We start from the raw sequence: 16,069 nt of genomic DNA, 5'->3' as shown, positions 1-16,069 counted from the left end.
GATGGACGCAGAAAAGAATCTGGAAAAGCTGGTGGAAAGGCAGAGAGCCTATTTTGCGGAAGGAAAGACGCTCTCCGTAGACATGCGCCTTCAGGCGCTGGAGCGGCTGGAAAAGGCGCTCAGGGAGGGAGAGGAAGAGCTTTGCCGGGCTTTAAAGGCGGATCTCGGGAAATCCCGGATCGAAAGCTATATGTGCGAGGTGGGACTTACGCTGTCGGAGCTCGGCTATGTGAGACGCCATCTGCGTTCCTGGAGCCGGAATAAGAGAGTCCGCACGCCTCTGGCTCAGTTTCACGCCAGAAGCTTTACGGTACAGGAGCCTTATGGGGTTGTGCTGGTTATGTCGCCCTGGAACTATCCGGTACTTCTGACGCTGGAGCCTCTGATCGGCGCTCTCGCTGCCGGAAACTGCTGTGTCGTAAAGCCTTCGGCCTATTCTCCGGAGACTTCAGCCGTCATGGCGAAACTGCTGCGGAATATCTTCCCGGAGGAATATGTAGCTGTCGTAGAAGGGGGAAGACAGGAGAATCAGGGACTGCTTGCCCAGAAGTTTGATTATATCTTCTTTACCGGAGGCGTCAATGTGGGGAAAATGGTCATGGAGAAGGCAAGCGCCCACCTGACGCCCGTGACGCTGGAGCTGGGAGGAAAGAGCCCCTGCATCATTGATGAAACGGCGAATCTGAAGCTGGCGGCCAGAAGAGTGGCCTTTGGAAAATATCTGAACTGCGGCCAGACCTGCGTAGCTCCTGATTACGTGCTGATTGACAGGAAGGTAAAGGAGCGCTTCCTTGAATACCTCAAGAAGGAGATCGCGCAGATGTATGGGGAGAGCCCTCTTGAGAATCCCGATTATGGAAAGATTATAAACCGAAAGCATTTCGACCGCCTTCTGGGACTTATAGATGAAAAGAAGCTGATTTTCGGAGGATCGAGAAACGAAGAGACTCTGCAGATAGCTCCTGCCGTTCTGGACGGCGTAGTACCGGAGGACGCGGTGATGCAGGAGGAAATTTTCGGACCGCTGCTGCCCGTGATTACCGTAGACTCTATGAATGAGGCGCTTGCCTTCGTGAACAGCCGGCCTAAGCCTCTGGCCTTCTACATCTTTACGCAGGATAAGGAGACAGAGCGGATGTTCCTTCGGAGGGCGTCTTTTGGCGGCGGCTGCGTCAATGACACCATCATCCATCTGGCCACCTCAGAGATGGGATTCGGCGGCGTAGGGAACAGCGGCATGGGATCTTATCATGGGAAAAAGAGCTTCGACACCTTCAGCCATGAGAAGAGCATTGTGAAGAAATACAACTGGATCGATCTGCCCATGCGCTATCAGCCTTATACGAAGAAGAAGGAAAAGATGATCCGGACATTTTTGAAGTGACAGGATTCTTACCGGCGCCGGCGCTCTTTCAGCAAAAAATTATTACAGGGAGCAGGATGCCTGAGAAATAACTGAGACAGGGAGAAGAATGGTTTTACGAGCCGTTCTTCTCCCTGTCGTATTTGTCTATTCGTATTTCATAATTTCTTTTTTCAGCCTTCTTATAATCTTCTTTTCCAGCCTGGAGATATAGGACTGGGAGATTCCCAGCAGATCCGCTACCTCCTTCTGCGTCATCTCCTGGCCCAGCGGGTTCTTCAGACCGAAACGGAGTTCCACGATGGTACGCTCCCGTTCGGAAAGCTTTTGAATGGCCTTGTCGAGGAGCTTGCGCTCCATCTCTGTCTCAATATCCCGGTAGATTACATCCTCGTCTGTTCCCAGAATATCCGAGAGCAGAAGCTCATTGCCGTCCCAGTCCACATTCAGGGGTTCATCAATGGAGACCTCCATTCGTGTTTTGTTGTTTCGGCGCAGATACATCAGAATTTCATTTTCGATGCAGCGGGAGGCATAGGTGGCCAGCTTGATGTTTTTGCTGCTGTTGAAGGTATTAATGGCCTTAATAAGTCCAATGGTTCCGATAGAGATCAGGTCCTCCACGCCGACGCCTGTGTTGTCAAATTTTTTGGCTATGTATACAACCAGGCGGAGATTGTGCTCGATGAGCAGGGAACGGGCTGCGTTTCCTGTTTCGGTGCCAAGCTCCTGGATGGCGCGGGCCTCCTCTTCGGCCTCCAGAGGAGCCGGAAGCACCTCAGCGCCTCCGATATAATGAACGTCGTTTTGCTTCCCCATAAAAAAGGCAGAAAAACTCGGCACTAATTTTAATTGGATCTGGTTCGGAATTGCCACTTTAATCAGCATTGTCTTTATTTCCTCCTCAAAATTGGTGTGTGTGGTGCCGTATTCTGCTTTCCAGATACGGCCCGGCCCGTCTGACGGTCTGCGGGAACGATGGTCAATCCAGCAGATCCGGATGCAGCAGTATGCCGTATTCTTTTTTGGAAGAAAGTGGTTCTTTTGTAACTCCGAGCAGGGGGCGTTCTATCTGGCAGAGAGAGCCGTCCTCTGTCTCAATCTGAAGAAAATCTGCGTAAAATGCAGGAAGCAGCCCGGCTTTTTTTCCGATGCTGTGAAAAGGCACAGGATAAAAGAGGGGGTTTTCCGCTCCCAAAAGTTCAAGCTGAAGCTCCGGGTCCAGGACGCTGACCGGTTTGCCGAAGACAGGGTCCCGGAGGGCGTTGCCCGTATCGATAAGCCCTCTGGTCCGGACAGAGCGTCCGCGGAAGCTTATGGTTACGGGATACAGGCGCTGTCTTTCTCTGCGGAACCTCATCAGCCAGCTCATTCCCAGGGACAGAAGCCAGCAGCTGATGAGCGAAAGACCGAGAAATGGATATACGGGAAGTCTTAACACTCTTTGAAGCCAGCCGAAGATTCCGCCCAGCAGAAAACTGCAGAGATAAAGCAGAATCAGGGCTTTTCCCAGTGAGCGCAGGTCCCGGATTCCAAGACCGGACCAGGCCATGACAGCCGCGGCCGCAGCGTGGAGAAGAAGAAAAACCGGCGCAGGGCACCGCGGAAGGAATACACAGGCCAGACAGAACAGCAGGCTCCCCAGGGCGGCAGATAAACTTCTGCGGATCACACCGGGAGCAAGTTTCATCAGTCTTGCCGTAATGGTCAGCAGCAGATAGTCCAGCAGCAGGTTTTCCAGAAACAGCACATCTATGTACAGCGCATAATACACAGTCCACCTTCTTTCTGTCCCTCATTATAGGGAAGGTGTTCTGCGAAATATGTCAAAGGAAGGGAGAAAGGGGAGAAATTTTTCTGCTGTTTTTCGACGGCTTTCGCGGCCGGAAGAGGTGAAAAATTTTCCCGGCTTGCAACATTTGCGCATCTGTGAGACTCTTATTTTATAGAAATGCATTTCAGAAAAAGGCAAGGGCGGCATATGCATATGAGGTGTGGGGATGGAAGAATTCATGAAGCTGTATGAGACGGTATATCAGGATCTGTACCGGGTGGCATATTATTACCTGGGAAATGGAGCGGACGCGGAGGACGCGGTACAGGATGCGGTTCTGGCAGCCTGGGAAAATTTTGGAAAGCTGAGGCGGAAGGAAGCTTTCCGGGCCTGGATCTTTCAGATCCTGGCAAATGTCTGCAAAAAAAGTCTGCGCAGGCGGGCGCTGCGGGGGTATCCGTCAGAAAATCCTCTGCAGGAGGGAAATGCTGAAAAGGGAACGGCGGCGGAGGGAGGCCTGACGGAGAGGCTGGAGATTCTGGAGCTGTTGTCGGGTCTTGATGAGGAAGAACGTATGATTATCCTCCTTTCCGTATTCGGCGGCTATAAGGGAGAAGAAATCGCAGGAATCCTGAAACGCAGACACAGCACGGTTCGGTCCCGTTACCGGAGAGCCTTGAAGAAGCTGGAGCGGAAGCTGCAGCAGGAGGAGGAGAGCGTATGAAAAAATGCAGGGTTCTGTTTGACAGACTGAAAGAAGATGGGAAAAGACTTCCGGTTCCGGAGAATCTGAAGCCGGAATGGATGGAAGAAACCATAAAAGAGCATACGGAAAAACGCGCAAAAGAGAAATTCCATCGGTTCCGCCGGGAGCTGGCAGCAGCGGCCTGCTTCTGCCTTGTCGGAGCGGGGCTGCTGGGAGTGTACCGGTCAGGACTGCTGTTTCCGGAAAGCGGCGGTCAGGGCCGGGAGCAGATGACGGTACAGGAAACCGGGACAGAATCGGAAGGCTCCGGGGAAGCGGCGCAGCCAGACAAAGGCGCGCCGGAGCAGCAGGATACGCTTCAGTTTGCGGAAAAAAGCTATGAAGAGATCTATGAGATCCTGAGGGAGGATTTCCGGGGAATACAGAGCTGGAATGGAGCTGTCCGTGAGGAGGAAGAGAATACGGAGGATGCTCTGCAGGGAAATGTCATGGAAGAGAACAAGGCGGAAGCTTCCGCGGACAGCGTGCAGAATGCTTACGGACAGACAAATGTACGGACGGAAGGAGTAGATGAGGGGGATACAGTGAAAAATGACGGACGGTACCTCTACCAGCTTGCCGGCCGGAAGGATGAAACGGGGAAGGAATATCAGGGAGTTCAGATTGTGGATACCAGAGACGGCCTTCGGGAGACAGCCTTTGTAGGAAGGTTCGAATATCCCAGGGAATTTTATGTTTGGGAAGACCTGCTGGTCGTGCTGGAAGACGGCTATTATACAGCGGATTATGTATCTGCCGGTGATGCCGTATCAGAGGAGGAAAGCGGAAGTTCGGTTTCCGGAGACAGGGCGGAAAATTCCCGTATAGCAGTATGCACGGGAGAGGTGCTGTATGCTTCCAGGCAGTATACGAAAATCCATGTTTATGACATTTCCGATCGGGAAAATCCCGGTCTGGTAAAAACCTTTACGGTGGATGGCGCCTGCAGCACCTCCAGACTGTCAGACGGATATTTTTACGGCTTTACCTTCTTTACGCCGTCGCCGGACGGAAAAGAAGAAGATTATGAGACCTATATCCCGGAAGTGGACGGCAGTCTGATTCCGGCGGAAAAAATTGTGTGTCCGGAAAATGCGGGCGGGCAGGAATACCTGGTGATGGTTTCCATCGATCTGAAGCATCCGGAGGAGCTTCTGGAAAGCCGGGCCGTACTTGCGGACAGTGGCGTATTTTATGTAAGCGCGGACAGCATTTATCTGGCTTCCTGGCATTCGGTTTATGAGGAAACAGGAGCGGCGCTTACCTATGGAACGGACACGGCGGAAGAGGAAGCCGATGCGGAAACACTGCAGGATTATACGCAGATCCTGAAATTTTCCTATGGGGACGGAGCCTTTCTGGCGAAAGCGGAAGGACGTGTGCCTGGAAGGGTTTCAGACAGTTTTTCCCTGGACCAGAAGGGAGAAGAACTGCGTGTGGTAACCACGGCCACGGAATATATCCGCCGGAAAGTGACGGATGACACGACCGGAGAGACGCTGGGCTATGAGTATGTGATTCCGGAGGGAGACGATGGATTGACAAACGGCCTCTATATTCTGAATGAGAACCTGGAGATTACAGGGAAGATAGAAGGCCTGGCAGCGGGTGAACAGATCTATTCCGCCCGTTTTCTGGGGGATACAGCGTATTTTGTTACTTTCCGTCAGACCGATCCACTGTTTGCGGTGGATGTGAGCAATCCGGAGGAACCCAGGCTTCTTTCTGAGCTTAAGGTAAGCGGTTTTTCAGAGTACCTTCACGCTTACAGCGGAGAGCTTCTGCTGGGGCTTGGCGTGGAGGCGGACGAAGAGACAGGAGAGCAGCAGGAGCTGAAGCTTTCCATGTTTGATATCAGCAGCCCGGCAGAGCTTTCTGAGAAGACAAGGCTGCGGCTTGCGGGAGAGAACTGGAGATATGTTTTCAGCCCGGCCCTTTACGATCACAAAAGCCTTCTGATTGATCCGGAGCAGAACCTGATCGGCTTTGAGGTCCAGGGTACCAGAGAGGGCTCCTTTGTCCAGGCATATCTTCTCTTTTCTTATGAAGAGGGGGCGTTTGTACAGAAGCTGGAGATTGAGATAGAATCGACGGCAGGCTTTTACGGCAGCTGCCGGGGAACCTTTATCGGAGAGCGCTTTTTCCTTCTGATCCAGGGCGGAAGCGTACAGGAATACAGCCTGGAAACAGGGGAGCTGACAGAAGAGCTTCCGGTGAAATAGGGCCTGTGAGGACCTGCCGGCCAGATGAAACTATGGGATAAGGAGAGTACAGAAAATATAGATGTAAATTTCCTTGACAAACAGCCTGCCAGGTATTATGTTAGAGAAAGAGAAGAACGAAAGAGAGGTGTAAGGATGATTATTATTGCCTGCTAATTGGGAAATAGAAAAAAGCATGACGAAAATACAGGCGGAACAGCCGGCCGGAAGGCTTCGTTTGTCATGCGGGCAGGAATAATATCTTCTTACATTACAGAACGATTCTCTTTCTGAAATAAGGGTGAAAAAATTATCGCAGCGGAGAGCTGATTTGGGATTTTCCGCGGAGTGCGGCTTTATGCCCTTCCATACAGGACAGAATTGTGAGAGAACGGGTGCAGGAAGTTTATTCCTGCGCCTTTTTCGCGCGCGGAAAATCCGGACACGCAGAGCCGGAGAGATACCGCGTTTTGTGCATGGGAGGGATTTTTATGTCGCTAATCAGCGTCAATCATCTGACGTTTTATTATGAGGGAAGTTCCGACAATATTTTCGAGGACGTGTCCTTTCAGATTGATACAGACTGGAAACTGGGTTTTATCGCAAGAAACGGACGGGGAAAGACCACGTTTCTGAAGCTTCTGATGGGAGCGTATGAATACAGAGGCAGCATCGCCTCGGAGGAAAGCTTTGACTACTTTCCATTCGAGGTAAAGGATATGGAAAAAACAGTTCTGGAGATTGTGGAAGAACTGTATCCAGACTATGAGTTCTGGAAGCTGTGCCGGGAGCTGACACTTCTCCATGTGGACGCAGACGTGCTGTACCGGGCTTTTTCTACTTTAAGCAACGGAGAGAGAACGAAGGTGATGCTGGCGGTCTTGTTTTCCAGGGAGAATCAGTTCCTGCTCATTGACGAGCCCACGAACCATCTGGATCAGGAGGGGCGTGCCAGCGTCCGGGAATACCTGAAGGGCAAAAAGGGTTTTATTCTGGTGTCCCATGATCGTGATTTCCTGGATCAGTGCGTGGATCATGTGCTGGTCATCAACAGGACGAATATCGAAGTATACAAAGGAAACTTCTCTGTCTGGTGGGAAGAAAAGCAGCGGAAAGACGCCTGGGAGCAGGCCGAAAATGAGCGCCTGAAGCAGGACATCCGAAGGCTGGAGAGCTCTGCCCGGGTCAAGGAGCAGTGGGCGGACGCGCTGGAAGCGAGAAAGCTTGGAAAAAAAGCGGCGGCAGAAGCGCAGAAAAAAGGAAGCACCATAAAAGGAAGACGGCCGCTGATTGGAGAAAAGTCAAGAAAAATGCAGCGGCGGAGAAAGAATCTGGAACACCGTCAGGAGCGGGCTATAGAGGAGAAGGAAGGCCTTTTGAAAAATCTGGAGACCACAGAGGATTTGAAACTGTTTCCGCTCCGCCATCACAAAGAGATATTGGTAAGCCTGTCGGAGGTCCGTATCTTCTATGAGCAGCCGGACGGCGGGCGGAAGGTGCTGCCGGAAGCAGAGTTCCGGGTGAATAACGGGGACTGCGTGGTGCTGAAAGGCCGGAACGGATGCGGAAAATCCAGTATTCTGAAGGCGGTGATACAGGCTGCGGAAGAAAGGGCGGCCTGCGCGGACGGCCAGGACGCTTCAGACAGAATCAGCTGGGAAGGAACCATAGAGCCAGCCAGCGGCCTGCGCATTTCCTATGTGCCTCAGGACACCAGCCATCTGAGGGGCCGCCTGACGGACTATGCAGAAAAGTACGGACTGGATCTTTCGCTTTTTCTGGCGCTGCTTCGAAAGCTGGACTTTGATCGGGGCCAGTTTGAAAAGAACATGGAAGATTACAGCGGAGGCCAGAAGAAAAAGGTGCTGATCGCCAGAAGCCTCTGTGAGCAGGCCCATCTGTATATCTGGGACGAGCCGCTGAATTTCATTGACGTGTTTTCCAGAATGCAGATAGAGGAACTGCTGGTGAAATACCGGCCCACGATGCTGCTGGTGGAACATGATAAGGCATTTACGGACCGGATAGGTACGAAGACGGTGGAGTTCGGCGCATCTACACCGGATTATTGATCAGGCAGGCATAAGCCGCGAAAAGAAAAACGGGAGGCAGTGTGAAAAGCTGCCTCCTTATTTTATCCCAGCTTCAGATAGTTCCGCATACTTTTTAAGGCGTTTTTTTCCAGACGGCTGACCTGTGCCTGAGAGATGCCGATTTCTTCGGCTACCTCCATCTGAGTCTTGCCCTCGAAGAAACGCAGGGAGATGATATAGTTCTCCCGTTCCGGCAGTTTTTTCATGGCTTCGTTTAAGGAAAGCTCTTCGATCCAGAGTTCTTCCCTGTTTTTCTTGTCGCTGATCTGATCCATGACATAGAGGGTGTCGCCGCCTTCTGTGTAGACAGGTTCATAGAGGCTCACAGGACTTTGAATGGCGTCCAGCGCAAAAATGATATCTTCATCCGGGATGCCGATCTCTTCTGCGATTTCGCTGATGGTAGGTTCCCTGGAGTTTTTCCGGGTCAGCCCTTCTTTCGCGTAGATGGCCTTGTAGGCTGTGTCGCGCAGGGAACGGCTGACCCGGATGGCGTTATTGTCCCGCAGATATCGGCGGATCTCGCCGATGATCATGGGAACGGCGTAGGTGGAAAATTTGACGCCAAGCTTATCGTCGAAATTATCGATGGCCTTCATCAGACCGATGCAGCCGATTTGAAACAGATCGTCCGCGTTCTCGCTGCTGGCGGAGAAGCGTTTGATAACGCTTAAAACCAGACGCAGATTTCCTTTGATGTACAGTTCTCTTGCCTCTTTATCTCCCTGTGTGATCCGTTCCCACAAAGCTTCTTTTTCTTCCGGCTTCAGAAGAGGAAGCTTTGCTGTGTTTACTCCGCAGATTTCGACTTTGTTCAGTGCCATTCTAATGAAAACCTCCTGTCCGCTGTACTTATGCGCGCCGGCCGGAAACTGTTTTCCGGCGGCTGGCGCTTTCGATACTTACAAGATTTCCAGCAGAAAGTTTTCTATGCGCAGGCGGAGGAAAATAAAAAAATTATTGGACCTTGACAAAAGAGAGAAGAAGCGGAAGAGCTGTGGCATTAAAAACTGTTTTTACAAGTAAATCTGCACAAACAGTCTCAAAGATATTTTGTGCAGAATAGATGAAAAGAAAAGAACAGAGGAAAAACAATTAGAAATCATTGAAATTTTCTGTTATTATATCAATATAGGCGGCTGAAGATATGCAGTTCTGTCCGCTGCGGGCAGATAGATGGAGAACCGTTTCGCTCACAGGCGTACGGTTTTTTTGCGCGGTAAAAGGTGCAAGCCGTGTCTGTCTGAAAATTTTGGGAATAATAGGAATATGGCGAAAACAGCAGGAAAGGAGGCTGAATCATGTTTGAACCAGGAGATTATGTAGTTTACGGAATGAAAGGAGTATGCCAGGTAGAAGAGATTACAGAACTGGATATGAAGGGAACGGCAGAAGGAAGGCTGTATTATGTGCTCCGCCCCTGTTTTCAGAAGGGAAGCACCATTTTTACGCCGGTGGATAACGAGAAGACAGCCATGCGGGCTGTGATGTCAAGAGATGAGGCCCGAAAGCTGGTGGATGAAATTTCTGAAATCGAAGCGCTGCTGGAAAAAAATGATAAAGAACGGGAACGTCAGTATAAGGAAGCGATCCGCAGCGGCGATCCCAGGCAGTGGGTACGGATTATCAAGACTTCTTACCTTCGGGGTCAGGAGAGAATCGCCCAGGGGAAAAAGGCTGCTATGATAGATGAGCGGTATTTTCACGCAGCAGAGGAACAGCTTTATGAGGAGCTTTCCATAGCCCTGAATCTTCCGAAGGAGGATATGCGCGCGTATATTGGAAGACATGTGGCAGAGTGAAAACCTCTGAAGGGAGCCGGACGGAAAAACAGGACGCGTAAGCCGCAGGAAGAAAGAACCGGGAGATCAGAATACTGATTTTCCGGTAATTTTTTCTTTTTTTCCATTGACAGAAGATTTTCTCTGTGATAAGGTTTATTTAGATAAACCGATTTATTGAAATAAACCAAGAATGCAGACACAGAGGAAGGAAACAGAATAGCCATGGAAGAACTGAAGCTTTATGACGCGGAATACCGCCTGATGGAAATTGTGTGGGAATTGGAACCCTTAAGCTCCACCGAACTCTACAAAGCCTGCCTTCCCCGGCTTGGCTGGAAGAAGTCTACCACCTATACGGTGCTTAGGAAACTCTGTGAAAGGAGAATTCTGAAAAATGAAAATTCTGTCGTTACATCGCTTGTAAAACGGGAGGACGTGCAACGGTATGAGAGCCAGGCTGTGGTAGAAAAGTGGTTTGACCGCTCTCTGCCCCGGTTTGTGGCGGCTTTTCTTGGTGAAAAGAAGATTACGGAGGAGGAAGCGGAAGAACTGAAACGGCTGATTGACGAGAGCAGGGAGAAAAGCTCCGGGGCTTCCGGCGGAAAGGTACAGAAGAAAGGGGAGGGGGACGCGACATGAGGGGATGGCTGATGACACTGCTGGATTTGAGCCTGGCGGCGTCCTTGACGGTATGGATTGTGCTTCTGTTCCGGCTGGCGCTGCGGCCTCTGTCCAGAAAATATTTTTATCTGTTGTGGTCCGCTGTATTTATCCGGGCGGTATGCCCGTTTTCCTATTCGTCGCCATTCAGCGCCTTCCGTTTCTTCTCTTTTATGAGAACGAAAGGCAGCCAGCTTACCTTCTCGCCGGAACCCTATCAGGCGGCGCGCCTTTCCGGACTTCTCGGACCGGGAGACGCAGCCTCCCAGGCCGGCGGCGCGGCTTCTTCTGCGGCAGCGGGAGCTGCCGCTGCCGTCGGAACGGGAACAGGCGCCCAGACGGGAGCGCTCGCGGCCCAGGCCGCGGCCGGAGGGAATATGCTGCCACAGATCCTGTTTGGGCTTTGGGCGGCAGGCGTGGTTTTACTTCTGGCCTGGGGCCTCTTTTCCTGGCTCCGCCTGCGCCGGAGAACAGCGGCGGCCATACGGACCGAAGAAGGAATCTGTGAGACGGATCAGATTTCCACGGCCTTTGTGCTGGGCTTTTTCCGGCCGGGGATATACCTGCCTGCCGGCCTTGCGGGACAGAAGAGGGAGTTCGTGCTCAGGCATGAGAAGATTCATGTGAAGCGGCATGACCATCAGTTTAAAATGCTGGCCTGGCTGATTGTGGTTCTGCACTGGTTCAATCCGCTTCTCTGGCTTGCCTTTGCGCTTCTTGCGCGGGATATGGAGATGAGCTGTGATGAGCGTGTTCTTGAGGCCGTGGGTGAGGAACAGAAGGAGAACTACGGAGAGTTCCTGCTTTCCCTGGCTGTGCCCGGGGGATTTCCGGCAGGAAGTCCTCTGGCTTTCGGGGAAAGCTCCGTGAAGGCCAGAATCCGTAATGTCCTGAAGTATAAAAAGAAAAAGCGGGCGGCCGTCACCGCGGCGCTGCTGCTGGTGCTTGCGGGGCTTTTGTTCTGCCTTTCCAATCCTTCCGGGCAGGAGGCTGTGGATATCATAGGAGGGGCGGACGGCCCCACCAGCATATTTATAAGAGGAGAAATGGATCTGTCCGCAGAGGACGCCTCCGCCTCAGAAGAAGAGCGTTTTCTGCAGAAGTGGGCCGAAGCGGCCGGACACCGGGACGCGGCGGCAGTCTATGAAATGCTTTCGCCGGAGCTTCAGGCAAGGGCGGAAGAGCTGGGGATTGAAAGGGCAGCGGATGAGAACGGGGAAGAAGTCTTAACGATGGGATGGTCCAGTCCCTATCTGGCGGCTGATCCGGTGATAACGGTTTACGCTGGTCTTGACGCGGAGGACAATGTGATATCGCTGACCGCAGAAATCACTTATCCGGCCCTGACAAGCGAGCCTCTCTGGTACGTGTGGAAGGATTACCTGACGCTGGAGCGGGACGGGGATGCGTATCAGGTGTCAGGCTGGGAACGTCGTACGTTTTTTGAGTTTGCTTCGCTTGCGGAGATACAGGAGGCTTATAGAGACTGGACGCCCGATTACTATGAACCGGTGGATGGGAGCAGAAGCGCTGCGGACTGGCTGATTTACCATGATCTGGAGGGCACGAATCCGGAATATTACGGAACGGTATTTTCCACGCCAGTAAGGGCCCTCGAGGAAACACTGCATGTCAGCGGCGGGACAAGCGAGACGAAGATGCAGGAGGATGGCTCGGCGATTGTGACGTATCGTTTTGCGGATACGGCAATCAGGGTCAGAATGATACAGCCGGGACTTTCAGAGGGCAGTGAAATCTGGCTGCCGGATGACGGAGAGATCAACATGTGACAGCCGGGCCGGATGTTCAGGAAGGCGGAAGGGGCTTTTGCTCTTTCCGCCTTCTGGCGCTGAAAGCCGGATGCCCTGAAAAACAGCAGATAGGAATAGATGTTATTTCCGGGGCGGCGGACCGAAGTCGGGGCGGCCGGAGCCTCCTCCAGTCCCGTGTCCCTTGTCGTGCTCCAGATCTACCAGAATAATATCAGGCCCGATCTGCCGGATTTTGCACCAGGGAATCTCGCATTCGCTGTCCTTGCCGAGGATTCCCCAGATTTTTTCACTGGATGAAGTGACGATAGCCAGGATGCAGCCGTTTTTCGGGTCAAAAACCAGATCGCATACATGACCCATCCTCCGGCAGTCACGGATATTGATTACGTCCTTTTCACGAAGTTCACAGAAAGTCATAAGGATCTCCCAATGTCTTTTTACATCTTATGCAGAGATACTCTGGAAAAGAAATACAAAGAAGAGCGGCCGGAGAAATACAGAGATTTTCGGAAAAGAAATTTATATACAGAGACTTTCGAAAAAGAAATTTAATTGACAGAAAAGAGAAATCTGTACTATACTACTTCTATCGGCGGGGCGCCGCAGGGCGGCCCGCCGAATGCGCAGGAAGAACACGGGAGGTACGTTATGAAATGCCCATTTTGCAGTCAGGAAAATACGCGCGTAATCGATTCCAGACCGGCGGATGACAACTGTTCCATCCGCAGAAGGCGTCTCTGTGATGCCTGCGGAAAGCGGTTTACCACTTATGAGAAGATTGAGACGATCCCTGTGATTGTCATAAAAAAGGATAACAACCGGGAACATTACGACCGGAGCAAGATCGAGGATGGCGTATTGCGGGCCTGCCATAAGCGGCCGGTTCCGCTCAAGGATATCAACGCCATGATTGATACCATAGAGAGCGATATTTTCAACCGGGAGGAGCGGGAGATCCCAAGCAGCGTCATCGGAGAGATGGTGATGGACAGGCTCAAAGAGCTGGATTCCGTCGCTTATGTCCGCTTTGCTTCCGTTTACAGAGAGTTTAAGGATGTGAACACTTTCTTAAGCGAGCTGAAAAAAATGCTGGATAAATAGAAAAGGACAGGAATGAATGACCAGAAAAAATGACAGGGCGGCAGGACATCTGCTGGCCCTGATTACCATTATTATCTGGGGGACCACCTTCGTGGCGACAAAGACCCTGCTCCGGGATTACGATGCGCTTCAGATTATGCTGATGCGCTTCTTTCTTGCCTGGGTGCTCCTCCTGCTTCTGACACGGAGGATCGAAAAGCCGGTGAGCCTGAAAGAAGAAGCCGGGATATTCGCCCTTTCTCTGTCAGGAGTTTCTCTTTACTATTTTTTTGAAAATACGGCCCTGACTTACACCCTGGCTTCCAATGTGAGTATCATTCTGGCGGCGGCGCCGATTTTTACGGCAGTGCTCGCCCATATTTTCACAAAGGACGAAAAACTGAACGGCCGGATCTGGGCAGGCTTTGTGATTGCCATAGCAGGCGTAGTGCTTGTGGTATTTAACGGAACCTATGTGCTGAAGCTGAACCCGCTGGGAGACGCTCTGTCTATTCTGGCCGCGTTATCCTGGGGTGTCTATTCGGTGCTGCTCAAAGGCTATGTGGGAAGGTATGACAGCCTGTCTCTGACAAGGCGTATGGCCTTTTACGCGGTGATTGTGACGGCGCCCTTTGCCACCTGGGGAAAAGGGCTGCCGTCTCCCCTGCCCCTTCTGAAAGCGGAAAATCTGTTCTGCCTTCTGTTTCTGGGACTTCTGGGCAGCGCTCTGTGCTATGTGGCCTGGAACCGGGCTATTGAGCGTATCGGGCTGGTCAATACCAACAATTACATCTATCTGAATCCGTTTATCACCATGGTGGCTGCGGCCATTGTGCTGGACGAGAAGATCACCGGAGCCGGTTTTGTGGGCGCGGTGCTGATTGTAGGAGGTATCTTTGTGTCAGAATACAGCGGCGGTTCCCTTTTCGGAGCCTTTTATCCGAAAAAATATATGGATTCCACATATGAGATTGACTTTGAGGAACTGTATCAGAAAGGATACAGAGGAATCCTCTTCGATATTGACAACACGCTGGTACCCCACGACGCCCCCGCCACCCGGCAGAGCGTGGAGCTTTTTGAGCGGCTCCACGCCATGGGTTTTGCCACCTGTCTGATTTCCAATAATAAAGAACCCAGGGTGACGCCCTTTGCAGAGGCGATGAACACGCCTTACGTGTATAAGGCGGGCAAGCCCTCCCGGAGAGGATATCAGGAGGGAATGGAAAAGATGGGGACGAAGCTGCCGGATACGCTTTTTGTGGGAGATCAGCTTTTTACGGACGTGTGGGGAGCGAACAGAACGGGGATCTATTCGATTCTGGTAAAGCCCATGAATCCGAGAGAAGAGATTCAGATTGTGCTGAAGCGTTACCTGGAAAAGATCATACTGTTCTTTTATCTGAGAAAATGCAGAAAAGAAAGGAATGGATAAACCATGAAACTGGAACAGATGAAAGTCCTGCTGAGGGAAAGAAAGCTGGATGCGGTTCTTGCGGCCTGCCCGGCCAATATCCGTTATCTGAGTGGTTTTGCGGGGACGGAGAGCTATCTTTATGTGTCTGAAAAACGAGGTGTGATTCTGACAGACAGCCGGTATACCCTGCAGGCAGAGGAAGAGGGAAAGGGCTGTGAGGTGCGGACGATCCGGAGAGATCTGGGATATGGAAAGCTTTTGGCACAACTCCTCAAAGAAGAACAGGTGGAAAATCTGGGATTTGAGGAAGACGCCATGCTTTACGGCACGGTAAGAGAGCTGCAGCAGGAGGCGGGGCTCCCGCCGGAGTGCTGGAGAATGCTGGGAGACGCGCTTTCTTCCTTCCGGAAAATAAAGAGCCCGGAGGAGCTTGACCGGATGGAGCGGGCGGAGCGCATTGGAGATGAAGCCTTTTCCTATATTTTAAATGAGCTGAAGCCCGGAGTTACGGAACTTCAGATTGCGGCGAAGCTGGAATATTTCATGAGGAGCCACGGGGCGGAAGGCACAAGCTTTGACACGATTGTGGCCTCTGGATACCATTCGGCGATGCCCCATGCCGTGCCCACGGAAAAGCCCCTGGAAAACGGCGATTTTGTCACGATGGACTTCGGCTGCCGTTATCAGGGCTACTGCTCGGATATGACGCGGACGGTAGTGATCGGAAAGGCAGACCCGCGGCAGAAAGAAATCTATCAGATTGTGCTGGAAGCTCAGCAGGCGGCGCTGGAGGGCCTCCGCCCGGGTATGACCGGAACGGAAGGAGACCGCCTTGCCAGAGATGTGATTGAAAAGGCGGGATACGGGGAGTATTTCGGCCACGGACTGGGCCATTCGGTGGGCCTGGAGATTCATGAAAAGCCTGCATTGTCCACCCGGGATGAGACAGTGCTTCTGCCCGGCATGATAGAGACGGTAGAGCCCGGCATTTACATTCCCGGCTTCGGAGGCGTGCGCATCGAAGATATGGTGGTGCTGACGGAAACAGGAATCCGGAATCTCACCACATCGCCGAAAGAGCTGATCGAGTTATAAAAGGGCTTGAAAAAGCAGAGGTTTTATTATAGAATAAATTCAGGTAACTGCGACTGAGACAGTTACAGATTAAAATTTGGCGCGC

14 protein-coding genes and 1 pseudogene are annotated in these 16,069 nt (G+C 51.9%); 11 read left to right on the top strand and 4 right to left on the bottom strand.

Features of this window, described 5'->3' with window-relative positions:
• Position 1 precedes the first annotated feature (1 nt).
• Positions 2 to 1,384, top strand: a complete 1,383-nt coding sequence (locus tag B5E82_RS00515; protein WP_087305252.1) for an aldehyde dehydrogenase — start codon at positions 2 to 4, stop codon at positions 1,382 to 1,384.
• A 126-nt stretch (positions 1,385 to 1,510) separates the two neighbouring features.
• Here the strand turns inward: B5E82_RS00515 and sigE are convergent, their stop codons facing one another.
• A complete protein-coding gene (gene sigE / locus B5E82_RS00510) occupies positions 1,511 to 2,251 on the bottom strand; it encodes an RNA polymerase sporulation sigma factor SigE (protein ID WP_087305250.1) in 741 nt (246 codons plus the stop codon).
• A 94-nt stretch (positions 2,252 to 2,345) separates the two neighbouring features.
• Positions 2,346 to 3,137, bottom strand: coding sequence for a sigma-E processing peptidase SpoIIGA (locus tag B5E82_RS00505; protein ID WP_087305248.1), 792 nt, complete (start codon positions 3,135 to 3,137; stop codon positions 2,346 to 2,348).
• A gap of 226 nt (positions 3,138 to 3,363) precedes the next feature.
• Between B5E82_RS00505 and B5E82_RS00500 the strand changes: the two genes are divergently transcribed.
• From B5E82_RS00500 to abc-f, 3 genes are all read left to right on the top strand, one after another.
• Positions 3,364 to 3,861: an RNA polymerase sigma factor gene (locus B5E82_RS00500; protein WP_087305246.1), complete on the top strand. Its 498-nt coding sequence runs from the start codon at positions 3,364 to 3,366 to the stop codon at positions 3,859 to 3,861.
• Positions 3,858 to 6,104, top strand: coding sequence for a beta-propeller domain-containing protein (locus B5E82_RS00495; protein WP_087305244.1), 2,247 nt, complete (start codon positions 3,858 to 3,860; stop codon positions 6,102 to 6,104). The genes B5E82_RS00500 and B5E82_RS00495 overlap by 4 nt, the downstream gene beginning before the upstream one ends.
• Positions 6,105 to 6,574: 470 nt before the next feature.
• Positions 6,575 to 8,155 (top strand): ribosomal protection-like ABC-F family protein, encoded by a 1,581-nt coding sequence (gene abc-f / locus B5E82_RS00490; protein WP_087305668.1) that lies wholly within the window; start codon positions 6,575 to 6,577, stop codon positions 8,153 to 8,155.
• Between the two features lie 62 nt (positions 8,156 to 8,217).
• On the opposite strand, the gene sigG is transcribed toward abc-f, so the two are convergent.
• Positions 8,218 to 9,000, bottom strand: coding sequence for an RNA polymerase sporulation sigma factor SigG (gene sigG, locus B5E82_RS00485; RefSeq protein WP_087305243.1), 783 nt, complete (start codon positions 8,998 to 9,000; stop codon positions 8,218 to 8,220).
• Between the two features lie 477 nt (positions 9,001 to 9,477).
• Between sigG and B5E82_RS00475 the strand changes: the two genes are divergently transcribed.
• The 3 genes from B5E82_RS00475 (at position 9,478) to B5E82_RS00465 (ending at position 12,410) form a co-directional block, all read left to right on the top strand.
• Positions 9,478 to 9,978: a CarD family transcriptional regulator gene (locus B5E82_RS00475; protein WP_087305239.1), complete on the top strand. Its 501-nt coding sequence runs from the start codon at positions 9,478 to 9,480 to the stop codon at positions 9,976 to 9,978.
• 204 nt (positions 9,979 to 10,182) lie between these two features.
• A complete protein-coding gene (locus B5E82_RS00470; protein ID WP_087305237.1) occupies positions 10,183 to 10,599 on the top strand; it encodes a BlaI/MecI/CopY family transcriptional regulator in 417 nt (138 codons plus the stop codon).
• The gene (locus B5E82_RS00465) at positions 10,596 to 12,410 is read left to right on the top strand and encodes a M56 family metallopeptidase (protein WP_087305235.1); all 1,815 of its coding nucleotides are present in this window, start codon (positions 10,596 to 10,598) and stop codon (positions 12,408 to 12,410) included. Before B5E82_RS00470 ends, B5E82_RS00465 begins: the two co-directional genes overlap by 4 nt.
• Positions 12,411 to 12,512: 102 nt before the next feature.
• Here the strand turns inward: B5E82_RS00465 and B5E82_RS00460 are convergent, their stop codons facing one another.
• Entirely contained in the window at positions 12,513 to 12,809 is a 297-nt protein-coding gene (locus B5E82_RS00460; protein WP_087305233.1) for a YlmC/YmxH family sporulation protein, read from the bottom strand.
• 231 nt (positions 12,810 to 13,040) lie between these two features.
• Here B5E82_RS00460 and nrdR point away from each other — a divergent pair, with 231 nt between their 5' ends.
• From nrdR to B5E82_RS00445, 4 genes and pseudogenes are all read left to right on the top strand, one after another.
• A complete protein-coding gene (nrdR, locus tag B5E82_RS00455; protein WP_087305667.1) occupies positions 13,041 to 13,493 on the top strand; it encodes a transcriptional regulator NrdR in 453 nt (150 codons plus the stop codon).
• Positions 13,494 to 13,509: 16 nt separating this feature from the next.
• Positions 13,510 to 14,361 (top strand): annotated as a pseudogene (locus B5E82_RS18800) (DMT family transporter); the annotation flags it as partial.
• A gap of 9 nt (positions 14,362 to 14,370) precedes the next feature.
• Positions 14,371 to 14,907, top strand: a complete 537-nt coding sequence (locus B5E82_RS18795) for a YqeG family HAD IIIA-type phosphatase (protein ID WP_275533153.1) — start codon at positions 14,371 to 14,373, stop codon at positions 14,905 to 14,907.
• Between the two features lie 3 nt (positions 14,908 to 14,910).
• Positions 14,911 to 15,984, top strand: coding sequence for a M24 family metallopeptidase (locus B5E82_RS00445; RefSeq protein ID WP_087305231.1), 1,074 nt, complete (start codon positions 14,911 to 14,913; stop codon positions 15,982 to 15,984).
• The last annotated feature ends 85 nt before the right edge of the window (positions 15,985 to 16,069 follow it).

The organism is Lachnoclostridium sp. An138 (assembly GCF_002160765.1).
Taxonomy (GTDB): domain Bacteria; phylum Bacillota; class Clostridia; order Lachnospirales; family Lachnospiraceae; genus Laedolimicola; species Laedolimicola faecalis.
The sequence above is the reverse complement of the archived record's forward strand: the minus strand, read 5'-3'. Positions and strand labels throughout refer to the sequence as shown.

Excerpts from the sequence above, each read along its gene's own strand:
- B5E82_RS00515 (WP_087305252.1), top strand. The coding sequence starts at position 2 with ATGGACGCAGAAAAGAATCTGGAAAAGCTGGTGGAAAGGCAGAGAGCC.
- sigE (WP_087305250.1), bottom strand. The coding sequence starts at position 2,251 with ATGCTGATTAAAGTGGCAATTCCGAACCAGATCCAATTAAAATTAGTG.
- B5E82_RS00500 (WP_087305246.1), top strand. The coding sequence starts at position 3,364 with ATGGAAGAATTCATGAAGCTGTATGAGACGGTATATCAGGATCTGTAC.
- B5E82_RS00495 (WP_087305244.1), top strand. The coding sequence starts at position 3,858 with ATGAAAAAATGCAGGGTTCTGTTTGACAGACTGAAAGAAGATGGGAAA.
- abc-f (WP_087305668.1), top strand. The coding sequence starts at position 6,575 with ATGTCGCTAATCAGCGTCAATCATCTGACGTTTTATTATGAGGGAAGT.
- sigG (WP_087305243.1), bottom strand. The coding sequence starts at position 9,000 with ATGGCACTGAACAAAGTCGAAATCTGCGGAGTAAACACAGCAAAGCTT.
- B5E82_RS00475 (WP_087305239.1), top strand. The coding sequence starts at position 9,478 with ATGTTTGAACCAGGAGATTATGTAGTTTACGGAATGAAAGGAGTATGC.
- B5E82_RS00470 (WP_087305237.1), top strand. The coding sequence starts at position 10,183 with ATGGAAGAACTGAAGCTTTATGACGCGGAATACCGCCTGATGGAAATT.
- B5E82_RS00465 (WP_087305235.1), top strand. The coding sequence starts at position 10,596 with ATGAGGGGATGGCTGATGACACTGCTGGATTTGAGCCTGGCGGCGTCC.
- B5E82_RS00460 (WP_087305233.1), bottom strand. The coding sequence starts at position 12,809 with ATGACTTTCTGTGAACTTCGTGAAAAGGACGTAATCAATATCCGTGAC.
- nrdR (WP_087305667.1), top strand. The coding sequence starts at position 13,041 with ATGAAATGCCCATTTTGCAGTCAGGAAAATACGCGCGTAATCGATTCC.
- B5E82_RS00445 (WP_087305231.1), top strand. The coding sequence starts at position 14,911 with ATGAAACTGGAACAGATGAAAGTCCTGCTGAGGGAAAGAAAGCTGGAT.